This window comes from Anaeromassilibacillus sp. SJQ-1 (assembly GCF_046693725.1).
In the GTDB taxonomy this organism is placed as follows: Bacteria; Bacillota; Clostridia; order Oscillospirales; family Acutalibacteraceae; genus Anaeromassilibacillus.
The window spans coordinates 323,597-349,735 of the sequence record NZ_JBKEIV010000048.1 but is presented as its reverse complement, the minus strand read 5'-3'; the positions used below and the strand labels follow the sequence as shown (position 1 = coordinate 349,735).

11 protein-coding genes are annotated in these 26,139 nt (G+C 50.2%); 6 read left to right on the top strand and 5 right to left on the bottom strand.

The genetic code is table 11. From position 1 onward, the window contains the following. Positions 1-732 precede the first annotated feature (732 nt). On the top strand, positions 733-6,546 hold the full coding sequence (locus ACGCCZ_RS15040) for a family 16 glycoside hydrolase (RefSeq protein WP_411656431.1): 5,814 nt from the start codon (positions 733-735) through the stop codon (positions 6,544-6,546). On the opposite strand, the gene ACGCCZ_RS15035 is transcribed toward ACGCCZ_RS15040, so the two are convergent. Further along, positions 6,520-6,693 carry a hypothetical protein gene (locus ACGCCZ_RS15035; RefSeq protein WP_411656430.1) on the bottom strand — a complete coding sequence of 58 codons (174 nt, stop codon included), beginning with the start codon at positions 6,691-6,693 and terminating at the stop codon, positions 6,520-6,522. The genes ACGCCZ_RS15040 and ACGCCZ_RS15035 overlap by 27 nt on opposite strands. 803 nt (positions 6,694-7,496) lie before the next feature. Next, complete coding sequence (locus tag ACGCCZ_RS15030; RefSeq protein WP_054324845.1) at positions 7,497-8,789, bottom strand: glycosyl hydrolase family 18 protein; 1,293 nt, start codon at positions 8,787-8,789, stop codon at positions 7,497-7,499. 509 nt (positions 8,790-9,298) lie between these two features. Between ACGCCZ_RS15030 and ACGCCZ_RS15025 the strand changes: the two genes are divergently transcribed. Continuing rightward, a complete protein-coding gene (locus tag ACGCCZ_RS15025; RefSeq protein ID WP_411656429.1) occupies positions 9,299-15,319 on the top strand; it encodes a beta-N-acetylglucosaminidase domain-containing protein in 6,021 nt (2,006 codons plus the stop codon). Between the two features lie 790 nt (positions 15,320-16,109). Here ACGCCZ_RS15025 and ACGCCZ_RS15020 read toward each other — a convergent pair. Continuing rightward, complete coding sequence (locus tag ACGCCZ_RS15020) at positions 16,110-17,411, bottom strand: MATE family efflux transporter (RefSeq protein WP_411656428.1); 1,302 nt, start codon at positions 17,409-17,411, stop codon at positions 16,110-16,112. An 817-nt stretch (positions 17,412-18,228) separates the two neighbouring features. Between ACGCCZ_RS15020 and ACGCCZ_RS15015 the strand changes: the two genes are divergently transcribed. From ACGCCZ_RS15015 to ACGCCZ_RS15000, 4 genes are read left to right on the top strand one after another with little or no spacing between them, the layout of a single operon-like run. Continuing rightward, positions 18,229-19,218 carry an ABC transporter ATP-binding protein gene (locus tag ACGCCZ_RS15015; RefSeq protein WP_054324842.1) on the top strand — a complete coding sequence of 330 codons (990 nt, stop codon included), beginning with the start codon at positions 18,229-18,231 and terminating at the stop codon, positions 19,216-19,218. After that, positions 19,218-19,925, top strand: coding sequence for an ABC transporter permease (locus tag ACGCCZ_RS15010; protein ID WP_411656427.1), 708 nt, complete (start codon positions 19,218-19,220; stop codon positions 19,923-19,925). Before ACGCCZ_RS15015 ends, ACGCCZ_RS15010 begins: the two co-directional genes overlap by 1 nt. 14 nt (positions 19,926-19,939) lie before the next feature. Beyond that, positions 19,940-21,697: a Gldg family protein gene (locus tag ACGCCZ_RS15005; RefSeq protein WP_411656426.1), complete on the top strand. Its 1,758-nt coding sequence runs from the start codon at positions 19,940-19,942 to the stop codon at positions 21,695-21,697. Then, positions 21,697-23,196: a DUF4340 domain-containing protein gene (locus ACGCCZ_RS15000; protein ID WP_054324840.1), complete on the top strand. Its 1,500-nt coding sequence runs from the start codon at positions 21,697-21,699 to the stop codon at positions 23,194-23,196. The genes ACGCCZ_RS15005 and ACGCCZ_RS15000 overlap by 1 nt, the downstream gene beginning before the upstream one ends. A 432-nt stretch (positions 23,197-23,628) precedes the next feature. Here ACGCCZ_RS15000 and ACGCCZ_RS14995 read toward each other — a convergent pair whose 3' ends face one another. After that, positions 23,629-25,161, bottom strand: a complete 1,533-nt coding sequence (locus ACGCCZ_RS14995) for a sensor histidine kinase (RefSeq protein WP_085531173.1) — start codon at positions 25,159-25,161, stop codon at positions 23,629-23,631. Continuing rightward, positions 25,161-25,880, bottom strand: coding sequence for a response regulator transcription factor (locus ACGCCZ_RS14990; protein WP_054324836.1), 720 nt, complete (start codon positions 25,878-25,880; stop codon positions 25,161-25,163). Before ACGCCZ_RS14990 ends, ACGCCZ_RS14995 begins: the two co-directional genes overlap by 1 nt. Positions 25,881-26,139 lie beyond the last annotated feature (259 nt).

Genomic DNA, 26,139 nt, shown 5'->3' with positions numbered 1-26,139 from the left:
ATTTCACAAGAGTGTGGCCAAGGAAAAATGAAAAAATCATCTTTAAAAACCGGCGCACGGTTATGGACCTCTACCCTACTGAAAGAGCTACTACAACCCACGCAAGCGGGAGAAGTGTAGACCCGAATGATTATTGATTTTCTAGATACGCCAGTGATCGGATTCCATATACGAAAAAATCATGGAAAGAAACTCCAGGGATCTTCCTATTAGGAGTATGGAGTGTGGGGCGAGGTCGGACACAAAAATTATATTATGAAAATGGATCACCCACTTTTTAAAGGGACTTTTTCGAGGGGATGCCATCGAATCTGTCGATGTAAAGGGAAAACCATATGTATCGTTAAAGCCCTTTGGATAGTTCCGTAAGAATGAATGTCAATGGATGCGTTTAAAAAAGAGAATGTGAAACCATATAGGCGAACAAAAAGAACGAACTTATCGCAAGAGGGGTATGGCCGTTTAACAGGGGAAACCGGATTTTCGAGCACCCACCCAGTAGCAAATCGGTTCAAAGCGTTTGAATGATTACATCTTTCGACATAAGTTCTATAAAAGTGTGTATTTCTATCGAATAATCTTAAAAAAAAGGATATAGTAGTTGAAAAAATGTAAATACATTCGTTGAAGCTTCTGCTATACTTAGTCTAAAATAGGCAGTTGATTGCCTGAAAATGAAAGGGTGAATTTATGAAACGCACAGGAACTCTTTGGCGGCGTATAGCCGCTTGTGTGTTGTCAGTATCGTTGCTATGTAGCGTGGCTTTGCCTGCCGCAGCAGCGGAGGAGCCTACACGCCGGGGAAACGTCAACTACCTGGCCAATCAGGGAGAGCTGATGGAGACGCCTCTGATTCAACTACCGCTTGGCGCAGTTAAGGCGCGTGGTTGGCTGGAAAATCAGCTCTTATTGCAGAGGGATAATCTCACGGGAAATATGTCCCTATTTAATGACTACAACGAGGAGACCAGCGCTTGGTTAGGCGCGCCGAATGGAGAAAATTGGGAGAGAGGCCCCTATTATTTACGCGGCTTAGTCGCATTGGCGTATACGCTCGACGATGATGGGCTTAAAGCAGAGGCGCAAAAGTGGATTGATTGGTCCATTGAAAATCAGCGTGACGATGGATATTTTGGCCCGGCCAATGAGAATAGCTGGTGGTCCCGCATGCCTGTTTTGATGGCGATTCGTGACTACTATGAGGCAACTGAGGCCGCAGGAACGCCGGATGAGCGTGTGATTCCCTTTATGGAAAAATATTTCCGTTATCAAGCGTCAGAGTTGCCGCACCGGCCTTTGAGCAACTGGGCGGACGCCCGTGGCGGTGACAATATTGATAGTGTGTTTTGGCTGTACAACCATGTCTATGACCCGGCCAATCCGGAGGCTAGTGCCTGGTTGTTGGACCTGGGAGAACTCCTGCTACAGCAGACAACCAACTGGGAAGATCAGTACAACAATACGACCGTGCGCCAGCATGTGGTCAACACCAGCCAGGGAATGAAAACTCCGCCGGTTTATTATCAGTATGACCAAAGTGAAAAGTACCGGACTGCCCTGCGAAACGGTATTTTTAATATGAGTTTGGACCATGGGCGCATCGACGGACTGCCGAACTCGGACGAAGCAGCCCGCGACAATCGTTCTACCCGCGGGTCAGAAACTTGTGGTATTGTGGAGGGCTTGCTTTCCACAGAGATTGCTCAGAAAATTTTGGGTGAAGCTTGGCTTGGTGACCGCATAGAGCAGTTGGCTTACAATGCGCTTCCGGCAGCCTATACGCCGGATCTCTCTGGCCATACCTATTATGTACTGCAAAATCAGGTGATGGCAACGCTTGGCAACCATGAGTTTGACTGCGACCATGGGGACAGCTCTGCGTTTGGCGCACCGCTTGGTTTTGACTGTTGTTTCGCTAACTGTCATATGGGTTGGCCTAAGTTTGTCCAGAACATGTGGATGGCAACAGCGGACAACGGTCTGGCGCTGGTAGCCTATGGACCGAATCGCGTGACAGCGAAAGTGGCCGATGGGAAAACGGCAACCTTTGTACAGGAAACCAACTATCCATTTGAAGATGCCGTTCATTTGAGCTACAGCGGTGAAACAGCAGAATTTGAATTGAAACTGCGCATCCCGGAGTGGTGCGACGCCCCAGAAGTCTCTGTCAATGGGGAAGAGCAGGAAGGCGTTGTTACCGGCGAATACTACACCATCCAGCGCGATTGGCAGGCAGGGGATGAGATTGACCTGAACTTCCCAAGTGAGATTGAAACATCCACTTGGTATAATGATTCCATCGCTGTCGAAAAAGGTCCCCTGATCTACGGACTTAAGATCGAAGAGGACTGGCGTACCTATGATAGCAACGATGCGCGCGAGCTGAAGGTGGAACATCAGGAACAGTCTCCCCTGCGCGAGGTATTCCCCGCCAGCCGTTGGAACTATGGTCTGATTGTGGATGAAGACGATCCAGCATCCAGCTTTACAATTGAAAAATTGGATGAAGTACCGCTTCAACCGTTTAGTACAGAGAACGCGCCAATTGTACTCAAGGCAAAGGGGCAGATTATACCGGAGTGGCAGCTTGATGGAAATATTGCCGGACCGCAGCCCTTTGGTCCTACCCCTTACGATGAGAGCTTGGTTGAGGACATCGAGTTGATCCCCTACGGTTGCGGCCGTTTGCGCATCACTCATTTTCCAAAGATCGGAGAGGCACAGGAAACGGTGGTTCGTACAGCAGAGCGTGATGCGGAGATAGTAAAGGACAATGGAGTGACCTATCAGGAGTTTGATAATGTCATCGTTCCTGCTGCAAACAATTATACGTTGCATGTCCGGGGAAATGGCGTGGGATCAGTTGTAATCAATGGTAAATACACGCAGGAGATCGATCTCTCGACGGGTTCTGCCACCATTACAGACCTTAAAAACTTGCTTTCCGGCGGTTTCCGTTTTGATGCAGAACAATATAATAATATCCGTTTTACGGATGGAGTTACGGTCGATGAGATTGAGGTTGTCCCAGTAGAGCGCTCGATTACAGAGATACAGATCAATAGCACCCGTCGTTCCGGCGATAGCATAAAATTGGTCACGAACCTCGATCCCCAGGAAACTCCTTACCGTGTGGTATATGGAACGGAGTCCGGTGTTTATACCCATACGGTACGCGGATTCAGCTCCAACACAGCTACTCTCACTGGTCTGGATACAGACGAAACCTATTACGTCAAAGTGATTGCGCCCATTATGGGGCAAGAGGTGGAAAGTGCAGAAATGGCCTTCGAACCGGCCAGCGAATGTGGATTAAAGCCCAATCCGAATGTACCTACAGCGGTTTACAACGGCTTTAATTCCCTCAACTATATGGAGCAGGATTGGAAACTCTACGATCCAAACGGGAAAGTTTCTCTGCGCGCCAGCGCAGACGGCTCCAAGACCGAGATCCGATTTGAAAAAGATCCGGATGTCAAGGCTGTCTTGAACCTCGCCGATGCGGATAAGTGGGTAGACTTTGTCGCAGAGGCGGAACTATCCGTAGACTTGGCGAATAACAACAACTGTGGTTTGATCCTTCGTGGAACAAACATTGGAGAGGGGCCGGACAATTACCAGGGGTACTTTGTAGGAATCGGCCGATTGGATGTCAAGAATTTGCCGGAAACCGGTGAGGCATACAATGGCCCTGGTGTAATGATTGGCTATGCGGACGGCGCATGGCATGATTTGAAACCGATCCGCGCAGACATTCAGCCCGGTGAGACCTATCGATTAAAAGTTGTCGTATATGGGAATCAATTTGCCGTTTATCTAAACGATGAATTGCTTACTACCTTTGAAGATGATCGTTTTGCAAATGGTACCATCGGTCTGCGTTCCTATAATGAGGCGTTTACCGTGTATAATACAACGGTTCGCCCGGTGGAAGAGGATGATCTCACCGTATTTGAAACAGGCGAAGAAGGTCCCTCTGATTGGCCGCCCTATGTAGAGGCCAACTTGGTGGACGATTTCTCCAACATGGAGGAATCAAATGCACGATGGACGAAGGTGGGCGATGCTGACCGTATTCAGATTGAAGATGGAAAGATGAGCCTGGGTTCCAGCACGGATATCAAAGCGACAGCGGGCGACGACACTTGGAGTGACTTTGCCTATGAAGTGAACCTCAAACTGCTGGATGGTGGTGGAAATTCGGGAATCATTTTCCGTACAACAAATGAAGGTCCTGGTGCAGACAATTATTACGGGTACTATTTTGGCATCAGCGGAACCAATTTCGAAATTGGAAAGGCGAGCAACGGATGGACCAGTTTGCGAAATGAAAACTATGAACTGGATACCAGCATTCCACATACCTTAAAGGTTTTGGTTCACCACGACCGAATGTTGTTCTATATCGATGACAAACAGGTAGCCAACTTGACCGATACTACGCACCAAACCGGAAAAATTGGTCTGCGCGGATACAACCGCGCGTTTGAAGTAAACCATGTGACGGTTCGTCCTCTGACGGACAAAGAGATCGAGGAATTAGAAACGCAGACAGTAGAAGTCAAAGAAGTAACAGCGGATTCTTCCTATAACGTCGTTCGTGTAAATTATCCCAAGACTTCCAATGCGACCAGCTTTAAGGCGCTGGTAGGTACGGAATCCGGAGTATATACAGATGAGTTTGTAGATTTCTTCTTTAATGGCTATAAGGGGTCCGGCATTTTCTCAGCAGACAAAACAGCCTTTTCCGTCCCGGAAAACGGCACTTACTATGTCAAATTCATGGGAATGAATGGAACAACGCCGGTAATGACCTCGGAAGAGATTGTGATTACTACAAATGATCGGGCAGATACAGCGGATGACTGTGAGAAGCTAGCAGAAATTCTGGCGCAGGCCAAGGCAACGGATACCACAAACTTCACACAAGCCAGTTTGGAACGCCTGGAACGTGCCATCGCGGATGCAGAAGCGCTTCCGGAAGATGCCAGCCAGATGGCGATAGGAGTTGCAAAGAATATCCTCTATGCAGCGATGACCACGCCGAACTCGGAGGATATTCCCGACGAACCGGTGATTCCGAGCGAACATACCCTGACGGTAAGCTACCCGACGACGGTGAAGCTGTCGATCGATGGGGAAGAGCAGACGATTGCAAACCTGATCGGCGCATATAAAGACGTCGTAATGGCAAACACGAATCTCGACCTGACCTTTGAGCCGAGAGTCGAAGGAAGAGAGATCGCAGGCGTGACAGTCAATGGCGAGCCTGTAGAGGCGTTTGATGCCAATGAGTATGTATACAGCCTGGCAATGCCGAATGCAGACACCACGATTGAACTGGGCTTCACGATCGTGGATAAGGAAAATCTGCGCGAAGTGATCACAATCGCAGAGAGCGAGAGCGTGAAAGCGCAGGTAGAGGCGGCAGTCCCGTCGGTACAGAAGAAGTACGAGAATGCGTTGCAGGCAGCGAAAGCGATCGAAGAAAAGAAGACCGCAAGCCAGGACGAGATCAACAACGCGATGTTTGAGCTGATCGAGGCATTGCAGTATCTGAGCTTTGCAGCAGGGGACAAGAGCCAGCTGGAAATCCCGATGGAGATTGCAGAGAGCATCAATCGAGAGAACTTCACGCCGGAGAGCGTACAGGCGCTTGACGACGCCTACAAGGCGGCAGAGGACCTGATGGACGACGAGGAAGTACTGGAAGCAGACATCCAGGCAGCGGCAGAAGCGCTGTATGAAGCGCTTGACAACCTGGTCTTCCGTGCAGATAGGACGGATCTGGAAGCTTTGGTAGCAGAAGGCAAGAAAATTGTAGAAAATGCTTCGAAGTACATCCAGGATGAAACATGGGCTACCTTTAAAACCATCCTGGGCGATGCAGAAACTCTGTTGGAAAATGACAATGCAACCCAGGAGGCAGTGGACGAGAAGGCCGAAGAACTGCTCAATGCGATTACAGCACTGCGTATGATCCCGAACAAGGACGCTTTGAAAGACCTGATTGGAAAAGCAGAGGCAGTGAACACCAGCAAGTACACAGCAAAGAGCGTGGCAGCGATGCAGAAGGCATTGAGCAACGCAAAGGTTGTGTTGAACAATGAGGCAGCGACCGAAGAAGAGGTCAAGAGTGCAGTAGAAGCACTGGAAGCAAGCATCCAGAACCTGGAGACAAAGACGACGACAGCGAAGAAGAGCGGCTCCACATCGAGAAATGTAAGCAACACATATGGAGCAGCGGGTGTGGTTTCTGCAAGCCAGAGTGCAGCGGCAAGTGTGCGCAGCGATGCGGCAAATGCCATCACGCTGAACAGAGGAAGCATGTACACCTTCAAGATGACCGTGGTCAATGGAAATGGACTGGTGCCGAGCTTCACAGTGGGCAATGGAAGCGTTCTGAAGACGCAGTTTGTGTCCCAGATCGGCAATGACTACTACTACAGAGTTTATGCAGTTGGCACACCGGGTCAGAGCACAGGCGTTTACACCACCCTTCCGGGCCAGAATGCAAAACTACATTGCACGGTAACCATTGGCTGAACGCCGGGCAATTTGTGTAAGGTATAAACGTGTACATATTCGATCAAACACCCGGCAGCCGATAGCAGAAAGCTTGCGTAGGGGACGCCGCAGGCGCGGAAGACGCTGTGCGTCCACCGTGCCAGAGCACAGGCGTTTACGCGACACGGCCGGGTCAGGATGCGAAACTGCATTGCACGGTAACCATTGGCTGAACGCCGGGAAATTTGTGTAAGGTATAAACGTGTACTATTCGATCAAGTACCCGGCAGCCGATAACAGAAAGCTTACGTAGGAAACGCCGTAGGCGCGGAAGACGCTGTGCGTCCACAGGAGCATGGCCCAGCCATCCTTGGCGGACATCTTAGTAAATTGAGCGAAGGGAGTCCCTTTCGCAAAGAGCAGAATCCCCGCTCCGGGAAACCGGGGCGGGGGTTTACTGTGTTGAGACTTTGTGTACTTGGGATGTAAGCGAAAGATAAAATGTATGAGGATTTCCAAAAGGAAGCAAAAGATTGCAGGCCGAAAGGCGCTGTGGTCCACCGTGCCAGAGCACAGGCGGTTACACCACCCTGCCGGGTCAGGATGTGAAACTACATTGCATGATAATGGAAGTATAAGAGTTCGTAAGAGCAAAAAAGAATATGGGATGTCTCAGATCGGTATATCGGCAAGATAGAAGCAGACACTTCCAAAAGTGCAATACTTCGAACCGGTAACTTTCCCAGTGTGTATGTATATCATTCGGTCTGTTTCTTATAAGAGAAATAAGAGGCCGGACAAGTAGGATATAGGCAGAGACGTTCCACCGATATGGCCCAGCAGGTGGTTTCCAAATGTAAACGCGGAAATCTCTGCTGGGCCATATTTTTACAAGGTCTGGGTACAAATCCGACTATTGTACAGTTGGAGATACAGGAGGCAATGCTCGAGCATACGATTATACGATGCAAACTTTTCCGGAAATCCACTCATAAATCGATGTCCGGCCCTACATCATACATGGAATTTAAAACCGACCAGTTTTGTGGGAACTCCCGCATGAGATTCCAATATCCTACGCCTTTGAGTCCATACTCCTTTGGAAGCAAGAGTTTTGCACGAATACTGCGTGCATCCTCAAACCACACCTCATGTGCTTGCCCCTGTGCATCCATATAAGAAAACCAGGGGGATTGCGCTGTCTCATCGTATTGGATGGTTGCCCCAGTCCGAACAGCCAACTGAACGGCCTCCACATTGGAAATCGATCGCGCTTTGGTCGAACCCTTTACATAGGGCAAGGGCCAGTCGTAACCATAGTTTGGAATCCCCAAAAGTATCTTGTTGGAGTCGATTTGTGTCACCGCATAGTCCAAGACACGGCGCACATTTTGAATAGGGGCTACTGCCATCGGCGGACCATAAGCATACCCCCATTCATATGTCATGACCAATGCAGCGTTGGCGGCCCACCCCATACCGGCATAGTCATGTCCTTCATATAGAGTTCCCTGTTGATCGCTGGAGCTCTTGGGGGCCAATGCGACAAAAACCACATATCCCATGGGGTTTAAGGCTGTGGACAATTCCCGCACAAAATGGACATAGGTTTCCGTATCCTGCGGCAAAACATATTCAAAATCCAGGTCGACCCCGCGATAGCCCTTTAGCTCAATCATCCGGGAGATTTCCTGAACGAGCATCTGCCGTGCCGTCGGATTATTGAACACCTGACTGGCAAGTAGATTGCTAAACTGTCCGTTCTGGTCCATAGCGGTCAGCAAAAGCAAGGGAGACACTCCATACGGCTGTATGGTAGAAAGCACTGCTTGATCGTTGAGATTGATAAGACGACCAGCCGGGGTAATCCCATAAGAGAAGATCGTCAAATAGGTGAGAAATGGAGCAATCTGCCTCAACAGCGATTGTCGAATGGAGGGATAAGTATATCCATTGACTACGAGCTTCCCCATAGCAGGGGCTGGATAGCGGATTACTACGGTTTGCCCCGGATAAAAAAGAGTGGGGTTTTCAGCAATGGAAGGATTATTGCGCAAAAGCTGTAAGAGAGAGACGTTATATACGCGCGATAGATAAGAGAGCGTTTCACCGGGCGCGACAGTATGTACTTGTTCTGGGAATAGAATGGCCAATGCTTCTCCCAGCGCCAGTGAAAATGGTTCCTGTAGCCCGTTATTCGCTACAATCTGGCTGACAGGGACACCATACTCCTGTGCAATGGAATACACCGTCTCGCCTGCCTCTACAATGTGAATGACCATCCGTTTTCCCTCCTATAGGATTCCTCCAACCTTTCAACAGGGTATGCAGGGATTACCATTGATATGAGTGTAAAGAAATAATCGAGTCAGAATATACAAATAATGGATTTTTTTTGCACAATTACAGATTCACACAAATAATTTATGAATAAAAATACGGAAAACTTGGAATGAATTATAGATTTATACAACATAATTAAAAAGCCTACAGCTACAGAACAAATTATTCAAAGGCAGAATCAGTGATTATTGAATAAGAAAGCAAAAAGATTAAACCGATTTTTTGGATTTTTTCTAAAAAGCGTAGTGGAGAAAATTCCCAAAGTTTTGATATGATAATCTGTTATGCAATATTTCTAAAAAATTGACTTTAAAACGAAACAAAAATATAATATGAATGCATTATATCCTATAAATTCTGTGCTTTTTCAGAAAAGGAGGGGAGAATTTACAAATCTTTCAGATGGGAAGCCCGTATAAAAACCGTTTGGAAAGAAGGAGATGTACGAATGAAAAAGAATGGCAGCAGGCTGCTGTCCATGCTCTTGGCGTTTACCCTGCTCTTTAGCAGCCTGAGTTCCGCTGCTTTTGCAGCAGCAAAGGAGGAAGCAGTCAACTTTGCCCGCAGTGCAACAGTAACTGCTTCCAGCGTCGAGCCAAACACCACCTTGACCGCCAATAAGGCGATCGATGGAATCGTAGACCGCGATACGACGCCAAAATCCAATCAGTCCCGCTGGGCTGCGGACAAATCCGATACGCAGGAGGCCCGCTGGCTCCAGCTCGATTTCGGCGAAGAAAAAACGTTTAATAAGGCAGTTCTTGAATGGGAACGCCTGAACATCGACAGCTACAGCCTGCAAATTTCGGATGATGCAACGGATTGGGAAACGGTCTATTCCTCGGACTCCCGCATTACCGAGTTGCAGGAGACCATCCTGTTTGAAGACGCCAAAACGGCACGCTATTTCCGCGTCTATGTTGACGGGTATTCCGCCAACGGAACCGGAGAAACCAACGTCAATTGGGCTTCTGTCTCTTTGTTTGAAGTGGAAGTTTGGGGCGTTGGTGAAGAACCTGATCCAGGCGAACCCGGTGAACAGCCGGCCAACGGCACGAATTTGGCGCTGAATAAGACTGTGTCCGCCAGCGGTACAGAGTCCGGGACAAGCTACTATCCGCAGAATGCAGTCGACGGCGATATGGGGACCCGCTGGTCGCACGACGGCCTGCGTGCGAATCCGCCTAAATGGTTGCAAGTAGACCTGGGGCAGGTTATGACCTTCCGCCAGTTTAAGATCTTCTGGGAGGCCGCATATGCATCCGGCTACCAGATCCAAGTTTCGGATAATGGTGTTGATTACACCGATGCATATGCCACCACAGACGGCCAGGGGCGCAACGAAGTCATCACCTTGGATGCACCGGTGACAGGCCGGTATGTCCGCCTGTATTGCACCCAGGCCCCGGCGGATACCTGGGATGGCGTTTCGATTTATGAGTTCGAGATCTACAATTTTACCGATGAAGAGATGGTGGATAGCGCCATCGAGGACATCACAGTTCCATCGGTTGTCAACCATGACTTTACCGTACCGGTGGCAAACGACGAAGGTGTACAGATCTCTTGGACCTGTGACAGCGATCTCCTGGCGATCGATGCAGAGACCGGCAAGGTCACTGTAACAGCGCCGGAGGAGAGCACGGACGTCACATTGACCGCGACGGTTGTCTTTGGTGCTTGTTCCAAACAAGTCTCCTTTACTGCCAACGTGCGCAGCGAGGCCGACCGTCAGGTAGAATACCAGGTATACCCGGTTCCGCAGAAGATGACATTGAGCGACAGCAATATGACCATCTCGCAAGAGGTCAATGTCGTTATGGAATCTGGGATCAGTGAAGTGACCAAAGCGCGTTTGGAAGAGGTGCTCACAGAAGCTGGTCTGACCTACAGCTACAGCGACGCCGCTGTAGAAGGAAAGACCAACGTGTTCATCGGTATCAACGGTTCCGGTGAAGCGGCAGATACATACGCAACCGCCAATAACGTTCCACGCGACGTCTTTACCGAAGGCGAGAATAAGTTCGATATGGAACTTGTTCAATTGGATGCCAGCAACAACGTCCTGCTGTTGGGCAGAGATGACGATGCAGCGTTCTATTCCATCGCAACCCTGGAGCAGGTGCTCACACAGTCCATGGGCGGGAAGTATACCACTGTCCTGTTTGAGGACTACGCAAACAAGCAGTACCGCGGCATGGTCGAAGGATTCTACGGTTATCCGTGGAGTGTAGAGGCCCGTCTCGATTGGTTTGAGTTTGCCAAGAAGTACAAGATGAACATCTTTGTCTATGGACCAAAGGGCGATCCGTATCACTTGGGCCTGTGGGACGAGGAATATCCCACAACGGTTACCGAGGATGAGAGAAAACGCGGCGTCTTGACACAGGATGACATCCGTGCGTTGACAAAGGAATCCAAAAAGTGCAACATCGACTTCGTATGGGTTGCTCACCCTGCTATGCAGAGAAGGCTCGATATGAGCAGCAATGCGACGGTCGATCAGGAAATCACCAACCGCTTGATGCCGAAGTTCGACAGCCTGTATGAACTCGGCGTGCGCGAGTTCGGTATTTTTATGGACGATATTACCATCGGCGAAGGCCTGCAACAGAAGTACACGCAGCCGTATCTGATCGATCAGGTACAAAAGCGTCTGTATGCGACCTACAACACGCCGGAGGCAAAAGAAGAGGACAAGGTGAAGCCGCTCTTCTACACCCCGACTTGGTATACTTATGGTTTGGGTTATGCTGATATGCAGAACCAGTGTATGGAAGCATTTAAACAGTCCAATGTACATGAAGATGTTGTAATCTGCTTCACTGGTGACGCCGTGTGCGGCCCGATCAACAACAGCTCTTGTGAGAATTTTGCCACCCGTACCGGCCGCAAGCCGTGTATCTGGTGGAACTATCCGGTAAACGATTATTCGGATGCGCAGCTCTTTACAGACCGTATCGATGCAAACTTCTCTGTCAGCACCGATACCACCGAGTGCGTAGGTGTTTTGTCCAACCCCATGAACCAGGCAGAAGCCTCCCGAATCGCCTTCTTTGGCGTGGCGGACTTTGCTTGGAATACCGCAAACTTTGATTCTCAGCAGAACTGGGAAGATTGTTTCCCGTATTTGGCAACCGAAGGAATCGGCGATGTGTCCCAGGAAGAACTCGCGGCCGCTTATAAGGTTGTTGCGAAGAATATTGTGACCACGCCGGAATCCAAGGATATGCAGGAACTCTATACGAAGTTCCAGGCCGAATATCCGTTGGGTGATATGACTACGGCGACCAAGATGAAGGATGTCTTCCATGAGTTGAACGATGCAATTGCCATTATGCGCCTCATGCAGAATTGTGGCAACGCGGAGTACGAGCGCCTGTACACGGAGATCGAGGGCAACCTCAATAAGCTCTCCGACATGGCGACTGTGATTGAGGACAGCCTCACCGTATTGTTGACGGACGACGAGACCGTGGCATGGGAAGCCTACAATGCTGCAAGCCAGATTAAGAACACCGAACTTTCCAACAGCAACAACCCACGTTATGTTGTGCATGCTCTGGAAGGCGCCGGCACCGATTTCAGCTATGCAGATTATCAGGCAGATCCTTCTAAGACATACATGAAGCCCTTTGTCAATACAGTCTTTGATCTGGCAACGAATAAGATTTCCAATGTGGAGCCGGTTGCGACCGTCCCGCAGCTGTTCACCAACATTCCGGAGGCGGCCTTCGCCGTCGAGGATGCCGGCAGCTCTGTGACGATCAATGGGCTACAGGATGTTGCCCTTCAGAGCAATGAGTATATTGGCATTATCTTTAACAAGATTCGCACATTGACCGGGTTTACCGCGCCAGAGGCGGAAGGCTTGACCGTGGAATACTCGATGGACGGAAAGACCTGGACGGCTTATACCGGCGAAGGAGAGCCAGAGGCGGCCTTTGTCCGCGTAAAGAACAACACGCGCGAGACGATTGCACTTGGCGTAGATGCGTTGACGTGGGCGCTGAAACCCATTGCAGAATTTGCTGGCGCCTCCTGCAGTGTGGAACTGTATCAGCCTGCTAACTATCCGTTGAGCAACCTGACAGACGGCGATTATAGCACCAAGATCTGGACCAACGGTGCGCAGAATGAGGGCCAGACGGTTACACTGGAATATACCGATCTGATCAATGTCAATGCAGTCAAGCTGGTGTTTGGCGATGGCGACCGTGCAAAGGGAGCCGTTGTAGAAATTTCCGCAGACAACCTTAACTGGACCGAAATCGGTTCCTTTACCGAGACGGATCTGACAGCGAACGGCAATGCCTACAGCTGTAATGGCAACGGGCAGCCGGCCAAATATGTGCGCATGCGTCTGACAGAGAGCAGCACCCAGTGGTTGCAGCTCTATGAATTTGAAGTCAATAAGGGCGAAGTTCTCGGTGGCGCAATTCCAGTCGCTGTGACCAACGATGGCAAAGACGCAGGCGTCGTATGTGATCGCAATGTTTCCACTTCCTTTACCGCTACCGATGCGGGATATGTGGAGTATAAACTGATTCATGGACAGAAGGTTGATGAAATCTCCGTCCTGTTCCAGGCAGAAGAAGCAGCAACCGGAGCCAATCCAACGGTTGAAATTCTGGCCGGGGACGAATGGGTCAAGGTCGGAGAGCTCGATGAGAATCCGGCAAAATTCGATGTATCCACCTACACGAATGTGACGGCTGTAAGAGTCTCCTGGAATGCGGAGAACATTCCGACCCTTATGGAAATTGTTGAAAAAGGCGAGGCATATGCGGAGCCGAACCGCGTGGCCCTGTATGAGACCATCGCGGCAGCGGAAGACCTTTCTGAGGACGACTACACCGAAGAAGAGTGGGCAAACATCCAAGACGCCCTGGCCGCCGCAAAGGCAGCTCTTAACGGTGAGAGCACGCAGGAAGCTGTTGACACAGTGGAGACGGAACTGAGAGAGGCGATTGGAAAGATTGAACCCACAGCGCATACGCTGACCCTGAAGTTCACCACCAATGCAATGCTGCTGGGCGACAACGTCGAGTTGGCAAACCTGACGGGTACGTATACAGAAGAGTTGCTTCCGAAGGAAGCTTATGCATTCCACTTTGCACCGCGTGTGGCGGGCCGTGAATTTGCAGCGATCACCGTGGACAATGAATCGGTTCCGTTTGACGATGAGACCGATACAGAGTCCTATGTCTGTGAAGGCATCATGGGCTCCACAGACAAGACCATCACGGTTTCCTTTGTAGTAGTGGACAAACAGATTCTGAACCAGGTCATCGACATTGCAGAGGAACTTATGGCAAGCGAGGAATTCGAAGCAGCGATCCCGAAGGTCCAGAAGGCGATTCAGGATGCATTTGATGCAGCGGTTGCCGTTGCAGACGATAAGACTGCGATTCAGACCGAGATCAACGACGCATGGAGCAACTTGCTCGACAAGTTGCAGCTATTGTCCTTTGAAAAGGGCGACAAGACGCTTTTGGGCGAGCTTCTGGAGCAAGTAAGCCAGATTCAGGGCGATGGCTACACAGAGTCCTCTTGGAAAGATTTTGTGGATGCCCGCGACAACGCTCAGACTGTCTATGACGATCCCAATGCGATGGACAAGGAAATCCAGGAAGCCTATGATGCTTTGAAGCAGGCTATTGAGGGTCTGACCTTCGCAGGAGACTTAGGCCAATTGAAAGACCTCGTAGATCAGGCACATGAAATCGAGAAAAATCTCGATAAGTATCTGGATCTCGACAAGGACGACTTCAAGACTTTCCGCGAAGCATTGGCAAAGGCAGAGGACGTTTTGACGATGACCACACCGGAGCAGGATGTCATCGATCAGGCGGCGAGAGATCTGACGGATGCAATGCTTGCAATGCGTCTGATTCCAGATAGCGATGCGTTGAAGGACCTCCTCAACAAAGCGCAAACGGTTGACCGTGGCCAGTATACAAGCGCGAGCTTGTCCAGGCTGGATAACGAAATCGAGAAGGCAAAGACGGTTTTGAGCGTAGAGAACGCGACGCAGGAGCAGCTCAATGAGGCATATACGGATCTGTACCAGGCTTTGAATGCGCTTGAAAAGAAGAATGATTCCAAGAAGTCTTCGAGCAGCAGCTCCTCCTACAATTGGAATCTCTATGGGCCGGCTGGCATTGTCGCAACGAATGCTACCGCTACGGCAATTGCACCGTATGTTGTCTCCGATACCACTGTTAACTTTACGGTAAACAGAGGAACCGCCTATTGCTTCAAGATGACTGTGATGAACAGCAATACTTTGATCCCGAACTTCACAGTTGGCAATGGAGACGTGTTGAAGACCCAGTATGTGACCCGCATTGGCAACGATTTCTACTATCGTGTATGGGCGATTGGCACGCCTGGACAGAGTGCAGGTGTTTACACCTCGCTGCCGGGCCAAAATGCTGTCAAACATTGCACTGTCAAAGTTGCGTAAGGGTTTCATCTGGAAGAATAGCAACGGAGCGCTTATCGTGAAAATCCAATTGTGGATGCGTTAAAACTGTGTTTATAAGGAAGATCCTGAGACTCCTTTGTGAAAAGGCAGCCCCCCGGACACTTGTCCGGGGGGCTGCTGTGTTTAGCGCTGAATAGGCATGATAAAAACCCCAGTTTCATTCAAGATCAATAAAGAATACTTGCGTAAAAGAAATAGGTTCCAGCGAACGCTGGAACCTAAAGAAAAGCAGCATGTTTTAAAATAATGAAAAAGCTACATGATATAGCCCTGGGTAAGGAGTTTGCAGTGAGAAAATGATTGAATAATGGTTCAGTACTCTCTTTAGGGGGCTACCAGAAGAGATAGGCCCTTATGGGGCCTGTTCAAACCACCCGTTGAAAAGAGCGGTGAGATCAGAAACTTTTTGGGGACAGCCTGCGGCTATCCTCTCTATTTTCCTAAAACAATACGCGAAAAGGCGCGTTCAGATCGGAAAAACCTGTGTGGGGTGAATATCATTCTTCCCTAGGCAAGGTTGTTATCTGCTCCTACAGGTTTTCTTAAGACAACGCTTTAAATGTGGGCAGATATTTGTGTACCAGATCGTAAACGGGACGGGCTGCTGTTTAGGAAGATGAAGGTGTGCGGTGAAAAAAGCTCACCCCCGGACAAACTGGAAAGGATTTATGCAGGTGTGTTGGAAGCTGCCGGACATAAGACGGCCGTTCAACGGGTGTTTTTGATTGATTGGAGTATTTGAGGAAAGACAGAGATTTCTTTCCAGCGGTTATCCAGCTGCAGGTTGTACCTTTTTCTGGATGGCGTGGAGCCATCGTCCACTACAAAAACGGATGAAGAAGAGAATTGCGCGGAAAACCCAGTCTGCAAACATGGCTACCCATACACCCATGACACCCATATTTGCCCAAAGAACCAGCACATAACTCAGGCCGATACGGAAGGCCCACATGGAAAAGATTGAGGTCAGCATGGTGAATTTTACGTCGGTGGCGGCGCGCAACGCGTTGGGAAGGGCGAAGGAAATGGGCCAGACAACCATGGCAAAGCTGTGCACCACGATCAATTCTACGGCTATGGAAGCCGCCCCAGGCGATAGATTGTAGATGCTAACAAGCGGGGCGCTAAGTGCGGCTAAAAGAACCGCTAGAACCGCCAAAATTCCATAGTTGATCTTGAGCAAGTATTTGGTGTATTGCTTGGCCTGTTCATGCTCCCCTGCGCCTACACACTGCCCGATGACGGTCACAATTCCCAAACCAATGGCCGTTCCAGGCAGATATTCAAACTGCACGAGGTTGCTTGCCACGGCAAACCCGGCGATAGAGACAGTTCCCAGGGAGGATACCAAACTCTGCACCAAAATTTTGCCAAGCTGAAACATGCTGTTTTCCATACCGGCGGGAATACCGATGCGCAAGATGTTTCGGATCATGTGTGGGTGAAAGCCCAAACGCAAATGTTTGTCCACATGGATCAGATTCTGCGGGTTACGCACAATCACCAGCATAATAATCGCCGCCGTGGCACGAGAGACGAGCGTGGGGATACCGACGCCAGCGACCCCCATATGAAGGCCATAGACGCACAGGGCGTTACCGGTCACATTGATAGCGTTCATACAGAGGGACGTTTTCATAGAAACCTTTGAGTTGCCCATGGAACGGTACAGTGCTGCACAAGAATTGTAGATCGCAAGGAATGGGTAGGAGAGCGCAGAGAGGAAAAAATAGATCTGCGCGTTGCCCATGACATCGGCTTCAATCTGGCCAAAGATGAGATCCAGCAGGGCACGATTTCCTGCTAGCGCCACTGCCATAATGAGTATCGAAAGCAGAAAAGTTGAAAGAAGCAGCTGATTCGCAGCGATGGATGCATTTTTTACATCCTTGCGTCCAATGTACTGCGAACAGACTACAGCGCCGCCGGTAGCGAGGGCAGCGAGCAATTGAATAATCAGTGTACTGATCGAATCCACTAGGGATACACCGGACACGGCAGCTTCACCGACTGCAGCAACCATGACTACGTCGGCCATGCCAACCAGTACCGCAAGAACCTGTTCAACCATCAGTGGGATCAGGAGGCGATAGAGGTCCCTTTTTGTAAACAATACAATCACCTGCATTTAACGAAAATACCGCAAAAGAGCCGGAGTCCCCTGCCTCCGGATTTTTTGCGGTATTTCCAAGATAGGGTCATTTTCCACCAAAAGGGGGAATCCTGTGGAAAATGAAAGGATTCCGTACTTTTATTATACGAGCTTCCTATAAAAACCGCAAGGGAAGCGCCTCTTATGAGGACACAGGGTCAAAGAATCTCGATTGGCTTGAAAACCTAAAAAAAGTACAAAGATCAAAAAATAGTTGTAATTTATTCGTATGATTCAAAATATTTCTGGAAAATAGCTAAAATAATCACACTTCTTTCCAAAAAATCTTCTATGTATCGCACAAGAAAATATTTTATAATAAATAAGACAAAGCCAAACGGATTTCCCAATTCTCTCGCCTAACAGCAAGACGGAAGTTGTAACTCTTTACACCTTCTCCTCAAATTTTTTCCTTCTCTAAAACAATCGAAAAACCGCTCTATCGATGTGCTTCGGTAGAGCGGTTTTTCGTGTATGTTGATCCGGATAAAAATCTACAACACTTGATGTGCTTATATCACTCTCTGTATTTTTCTTGCGCTGTAACAATTTATTCATATTTCGATCACCTAACGATCACGTTACATTGCTAAACTGATAGTCACGTATAGGGGAACAAGCGGAATCCTTTGCAACCGGCTATCCCGATCCGGCAAATAAAATTGGATCGCTCCGGGCGGCCTTCTTTTTCCATTTGGCTTTCGTTCCCTGAATTTTAGAAATCGGAGGGACGCATATGATTGAGGTGAAAAACCTCACAAAGCAATACGGTTCGAATCTTGCTTTGAACCATATCAGCTTTTCCCTGGAGGAGGGAACCATCCTCGGGTTCCTTGGCCCAAATGGCGCGGGGAAATCTACGACCATGAATATCATCACAGGTTATATCTCCCCCACGGAGGGAAGTATTACCGTGGACGGGTTTGACACCCTGGAAAATCCGTTGGAGGCCAAGAAGCGCATCGGCTATTTGCCGGAAATCCCCCCTCTATATACGGACATGACCGTCAAAGAGTACCTGAACTTTATGTATGACCTGAAGAAGGTAAAACTTCCACGCAAGGAACACATAGAGGAGATCTGTTCGCTGGTCAAGATCGACGATGTGTATCACCGTCTGATTGCCAATCTTTCCAAGGGATACCGCCAGCGCGTCGGCATTGCACAGGCTTTGCTGGGCAATCCACCGGTACTGATTCTGGATGAACCCACAGTAGGGCTCGACCCAAAACAGATTATCGAAATTCGCAACCTCATCAAAGGGCTGGGACGAAAACACACAGTCATTTTAAGTTCCCACATTCTGTCCGAAGTACAGGCCGTATGCGAGCGCGTGATTGTCATCAATCGCGGTTCCATCGTTGCGGACGGCACCCCGGACAGTTTGGCGCACAGCCTGTCCAATGAAAACCGTCTGCTCCTGCGGTTAGAGGGCGAGGAAGAGCCGATCAAATATGCATTGCAGGCGATGAATGGCGTCAAAGAGGTGCTCTCCTACGGAGAAAAGGAGCCCGGTGTATTCGCATTTTCGGTTGAGAGCGAAGAGGGAATCGACTTGCGCCGCTCGGTCTTTGCCTTAGCAGCACGGAACGATTGGCCTATCCTCTCTATGAAGAATACCGATCTCACGTTGGAAGATGTTTTCCTGCGCCTTACCAGCGACCTCTACGCCGATCAAGGGTCGGAGCATTCCTCTGAGATTCTCGATGGAAAGGAGGGGGCGTAATGGGTGCGATCTACAAAAAAGAACTCCGATCGTATGTTACCTCCCCAGTCGGTTATGTGGTGGCGGCAGTATTGTTTGCGTTGTACGGCTTTTATTATTATTCGGTGATGTTGTCCGGTTCCACCTATTATATCTCCACATTTGTCTATAGCAATATGTTTATTTGGAGCATGATGCTTTTGCCGATTTTGACCATGCGGGTATTCAGCGAAGAGCAGAAGAACCGAACCGATCAGGCCCTTTTGACGGCTCCGGTGGGAGTCGGCTCGATTGTTGTGGGTAAGTTCCTTGCGGCTGCGACCGTTTATGCGGCGATCCTGGTGGGCAGCCTGATTCCCGCCGTGGTCATCGGTTTTTTCTCCTCGCCCAATTGGGTGTTGATTCTCGGTACGGTCATCGGTTCCTTCCTGTACGGTGTGGCGATTCTGGCGATTGGCACCTTTGTCTCTGCTCTTACGCAAAGCCAGATCGTGGCCGCGATCGGCACCTTCGGGATTTCCATTCTGTTGGTGGTAATCGATCAGTTGACAGGGATTATCAGCAACGAAGTAGTGGTCAAGATCTTGAACTGGTTGTCCTTCAACAGCCGGTATACCCCCTTTACCACGGGGACCTTTAATCTTGCCAGCATCGTTTTTTTCCTCAGCGTGGCGGCAGTCTTTCTGTTTTTGACTGCACGTAAGCTGGAGAGCAGACGCTGGAGCTAAGGGAGGGATAACAGATGGACAATGAGAATAAGAATCCTTTGCTGCCGGAGGAAAAGGCGTTTCCGGCAGAAGGGATGAGCGAAACAGAAACGCCGGAAGGTTCCAAGGAAGAGCAATCCTCGGGGGAAATGCCGGTTGCGCCACCGAGTCAAGAGGAACCGGAAGAAGATTTTTCTAGGGAGGAACAAGAGGCTCCAAAATCCGACCTAGAGGCAATCGAAAAGGGGACGTCTGAACAGCTTCCCCCGGAGACGATGGAGCCGCCCATCGCGGAAGACTCCATAAAAAAACAGAAGAAACCCCGCAAGGACAGTCATAAGGGCAAATATCGGGGGATTTCCCTGGCAATGACCGCCGGGTTTCTGGCGGTTATCATCCTTTTAAATGTGGTGGTCAGCCTATTGGGCGAGCGCTATCCTTCGATCAATTTGGACCTCACGGAGGGGCATGTCAACACGCTGTCGGAAAGTGCGGCGGAGATTGCTTCCAATGTGCAGAATCCAACCACAATCTACATCATGGCGAGCGAGGAAATCGCCAAGGCGGATACCCTCCTGGCGGAATATGGAATCAAATACAGTCAAGTCAGTACGCTGGCCGAGAAGATGGCGGAAAAGAACTCCAATATATCGGTGGAATATATCGATCTGGATCAGAATCCGGCCTTTGCTTCGGAGTATAAGGACGACGGCTTGATGACTGCGGATGTGCTGGTGAAAACGGATAAGCGCTATCGCGTGTTGGCGTACACGGATCTATTTGATGTACAGTATAGCCAGACAGGAATGACCGCTTACTCCATGGTGGACAGTGCGTTGGCTTCTGCGGTGAGCTCAGTCAATGCGGACACCCTTCCACTGGCGGTGTTCGATACAGGACACAATGAGATGTTGGACACGACGCTTTATAAGAACATGTTGACCAGCAGCAACTTTGAGACACAGGAGATCAACTTGTTGACAGATGAAATTCCCGAGAATGCACAACTTTTTGTCTTGGCCACCCCTGCAACGGATTATACGCAGGATGAAATTGAGAAGTTGGAGGCATTCTTAAACGACGATGGGAAAACGACCGACCGTTCCCTGTTGGTAACCTTCTATCCCGGTCAGGATAGCCTCCCGAATCTAACCTCGTTCCTAAAAGAGTGGGGCATGGATGTACAGCAGGCTACCCAGGTGATCGAAACCGATCCCAACAGCTATATCACCAGCGATCCATCCTATCTGCTGGCAAATCAGGGAAGCGACATCACCCTCAGCCGGGCAACACCGGATTATGGGTATCTTTTGATGCCGCAGAGCTGCCCGATTCAGCTGCTGTTTGACAGCCGCAATGGAATCACTACGCACGTACTTGCAACAAGCAGCAGCACAGCGTTCCCCTATGATGGAACGGAGGAAAGCATCCGCAATCCACAGACCGGCGAGCAGACTTTGGCAGCACTTGCACAAAAGACCATCACGTCTGGAGACCAAGAAGCTACCGCCAATGTAGTGGTTCTGGGAAGCACCTTTATGTTTGTGGACGGCATCATCAATTCCAACACATTTGGAGATGGCAAATACCTCACAGATCTTTCGAAATACGTAACCGGAACAGAAGGGGAGACAGCGGCGGTAGAGACCAAACAGGTACAGACCTCGGTAGCAGATATTTCGATGAGCCTTTTACAGGTGATGGTTTTCGGATTGGGCGTGTTTACGGTTCTGATCCCGTTGATTGTCGTGGTGATTGGTATAGCCGTCTATTATAGAAGGAGGAGGTTATAATGAAACCGGCGACCAGGAATCTGCTGATTCTCGGCGTGTGCATCGTTGCGCTGGGGGGAGTGCTGGCCGCTTTGATGCTGACCGGCGGCACGACCGAGGCGTCCACTACGGCCTCTTCGTCGCAGGACATTGCACTTTTAAATCGGGAAGAAGCGGAGGTTGCCTCGATTGAGGTGACCAATACAAACGGGGTATTCACGATCGTGCCTTCGGAGGAACAGCCGGAGGACAGTGCAGCGGGTACGAGCTCCGCTGTACTGTCCTCGGAATCCACGGAGAGCGCCAGCGCAGTATCTTCGGAGTCTGAGCCGGAGATCCATTTTACCATCCAGGAATTGGAAGGGCTTCCACAGGACAGCTATGCGGTTAAAACCGCGGCGCAGGGTGGCTGGCAGCTCTTTGCCACAAAGAAGATCGGCACGGTCAGCAACCTCACGGATTTTGGCCTGTCTACTCCGCAGGCGACCGTGAAAGTTACTTTTAAGAACGGAGATACCTACGGGTATGAGATTGGGAATGCCTCTGTGGAGGATAGCACGGCTTACTATGTGCGTGGACAGACCGGGGAGGACATCTATGTGGCCAGCGTTCCAATGGCATATTTGCAGGATAAAACCGGCTTTTTGTCCCGCCAGGTATTGGATTTCAGCAGTCTCAAGGCCGATGCCGCCGCGCCGTTCCGTAAGCTGGTGTTGAGCGGTACGGCGGTTGCGGAGCCAATTACCCTTCAGCAGGGGGAAGGCACCCTATATTTGATGACAGAGCCGAAAAGGATGGAGGCGGATTCGGAAACGGTGACCTCCTTGACCGATCTGCTGTCTTATTTGACGGCTGGCGGAGTAGAGGCATTACACCCCGACGCGGACGCCCTGCGGGAGTATGGCTTGGAAAACCCGGCCAATGTTGTTCAGATGACCACGGCGGATGGGACGGAATACACGCTCAAGGCGGGGGCGGAGAAGGATGGAAACCGCATGGTGATGTTGGACGGTGTAGATATCGTATATCGAATCATGGACGATAGCCTGATTCCATGGACAAGCCTGACAGAGCCGTTTGACGTGCAGAGCAAAGTCCTTTTGACAAGGAATGTGGAAGCTGTACAGACGCTTTCGATCGAACTGGATTCGAGCGAAACATATCGTTGGAATGTCACCCGCACAAAGGATGAGGAGAAATCCACGGACGATACCACATATTATAACTATACCGTAGCGGATGCTTCTGGAACCACAAAGGATTACACCGCGTTTACAAATCTCTATCAGGTGTTGACCAGTGAGACCGTTTTGGAGGACGCTGGTGACACGGAGCCTACCGGTACGCCGCTCTTCCGGGCGGTTGTCGAATACTACGATGGTGCACTGACCAATACTTTGGAATTCTATCCGGATGGAGAGCGCAATTGTGTGGTGGTTTTGGATGATGTGGTTCGAGGAAGCGTTCCGAGAGGAGACATCGATACCTTACAGGAAGCGTTGGAAGGAGCCGTACAGTAAGGCGCATTTGACCATATTGATAGAAGTTCAGGCAGAAACGGCCCCAACAGAGCATTTTGCTTTGTTGGGGCCGTTTGGCGTTTATTGGCAAAAATATGGATTGTCTCCCGTTCGCATAGGAACCGTGCGCATTGAAAACTTTTGGCCGGAACCCATGGGGATTTTACTTATTACGATCGAGAAAATTTGCAGGAGCTGCCAATCGAGAAGGAATAGCAAAGACCCCCGACTTTCTGGAAAAAACCGGTTCCCTTTTCTTTGGTATGCGATGGCACATCCGGCCTAAGGGGAGTATCTAAAGAACAGGAAGAAAAAATCAATGGCAAGGTCGAAAAGCCTCCCTTTTCAAATACATTGGAAAAGGAACAAATTTAGAAATAGGGGACTGAAACCGCATTACAGATGGACAAATGATGTTCCCTGTGTGCTGCATTAGAAAGGATCTGCCGAGGGGGAACCTTTGATAAATGGTTCGCAGGGAAGTTTCATCTCGCAGGAAAAGCCCTGACCGGGGGCTGTGTGCGCGATAAATTGTCCGCCATGGGCCTCCGTTATGCGCCGAACCAAAAACAATCCCAATCCGTGGGCACGCTTTGGCGCATAGGGGGCATTCAGAAGGTTTTCCAATTTTTGCGGATCGGCTCCAACGCCGTCATCGTACACACAAATTAGGCAGAAGCCGTCCTCCCTGCGAACGGCTATTCGGATCGCGCAACCCTGCGGATTGTGCAGAACACTGTTTTGGAGAAGGTTTGTCAAGGCGCGCAGAAGCAGCCGCTCGTCCCCCTTCAGCTGAATGGATTCGTCTATGGCTTCGAGTTCGATGCCGCAGGGATTCTCCGGCATGGCATTCATAAAATCCGTAACCGTGCGGCGAACAAGCTTGGCGGCTCGCAACAGCCGATATTCCAGAGGCTGCATGTCGTATTCCAAACGCGATACAAGATTCAGATCGCTCACCAGGTCGCGTAGGCGAATTCCCTGACGGCAAATCACAGCAGCTTGCTCCTGTTCCTGTGGAGGGAGTGCCGGATCGTCCTGCAATTCACCTGCATAACCGAGGATGACCGAAAGCGGGGTACGGATGTCGTGGGAAATACCGGCAATCCAGTTTGCGCGCGCTTCGTCTTTTTTTCGGAGGGCGGCATCCCGGCGCTGTAATTCACCCGAAGCCGCGTTGATTCCAGCGGCTACTTCGCGGAGGCTGCCGCGTTCTGCAAGTTGAACCGCTTCCCCATGGGCCAGACAGGAAAGGCCATGGAGAATGGGCCGTACTGGCCGCACCGTCCACCAACAGAGAAACGCATAGAGAAGAATGGCAACCAAACTGTTTCCGATCACAAATAACACGAGGTATTGAAAGAGGGTTCGGACATCCGATTCTGCAAAGTCGAGCGTGTAGCGCATGTAGGCCCCTTTTGGATACCCCGTCACCACGAGACCATCTGGATGCGCCCAGCAAAAGACCGGATAATCCTTTAAGTAGTATCGGGTGAAGCCAGCGATCTCCTTTGGCGTATAGGAGAGGGGAATCTCTGGAGGAAGATCCAGAGACCAGACCACTTTTCCCCGATCATCCAACAGCATGGCCCAGGCGCCATGCTCCTGCAGTTCTTTTGTCACAGATGGGGCCAACTGATATTGTCCGTCCCGCTGAACCAACCCTTCTACAGCCACTCGGACCGTTCTTGAGGGGGAAAAGTCTGTCTCCCCTTCATGTGTGTCGTACAGAACACGCAGATAAATGGATAGTCCCGCGATATTGGCAATCAAAAAAACCATGACACAGACAAAAAGCCCAATCAAAAAACGGCCTAAAAAACGCCGGATACTCTTCATGGCGGTCGCCTCCTGTGAAAAATAGCCCACCGGGGCCGCCACCGCGCCGGCCGACGCGGTGTCTGCGAACACAGTTCGCAGGAAAGACGGCGGCTTTAGGCCGCCGCTTTGCGGCCCCTGCCCCATCAGTCTGCGCGAGAAGCCACTTGCAGCTTGTATCCCAATCCACGTGCAGTCAATAGATATTGGGGATGGGAAGGGTCCTCTTCCAGTTTTTCACGCATGCGGCGGATATGAACCATCAGCGTGTTTTCATATCCATAGAGATCGTCCCCCCAGGCGGCTTGGCAGAGCGAATCGCTGGTTACGATGCGATTCCGGTTCTCATAGAGCTTCTTGAGAAGTGCAAGCTCCTTGGCGGTGAGGGTCCACTCCCGGCCATCCAAAGCTTGGACAAGTGAAGCCCCCAGGTCGATCGTGCGGTTTCCCAGGGCAAATACCGGAAGCTGTTCCTGTTGGATGGGCACATAGACGCGCCGCAGGATGGCGGTGATGCGCAAGGTCAGTTCCTTTGGAAGAAATGGTTTGACAAGGTAGTCGTCCGCGCCCATTCCCAGGCCGATCAGCCGGTCTTCATCTTCTCCGCGCGCGGTGAGAAAAATCACGGGGAGGGGCGAGACTGCACGCATCTGTTGTAATAAGGAAAAGCCATCCCCGTCCGGTAACATAACGTCCAAGACGGCCAAGTCCGGGCGGACTGCGCGCAGTTGTTCCATTGCACGGGCACAGTCCGGCGCCAAAAAAATACGCGTGAAGCCCTCTCGCCGAAGGATCTCGTCCACCATACGCAACAGCTGCGGCTGATCGTCCACTACCAAGATCTTCTTTTCTTTTAATGCATCCATTGTTGTTCCCCGCTTTCTGTCCAGCGAATCGGCCGGGAAAAGCCTGATCGGCAGGTATCCTTATGGAATTGCCAGATTTGTTTCCTTGTTTTTCACCATGGGCCCGTCCCTAGGCGGGCCTTTCTTTAGTGGCGTGCCTTTATTTTACCACATGCGCGCGGATGGTTTCATCCCAAGGGATGTATTGTAAGTTTGCTGTAAGGTTTTATGAAGCTTTCTGTAAGGCAGAGGGTATATGCTTTCATCATCCTAGAAAAAA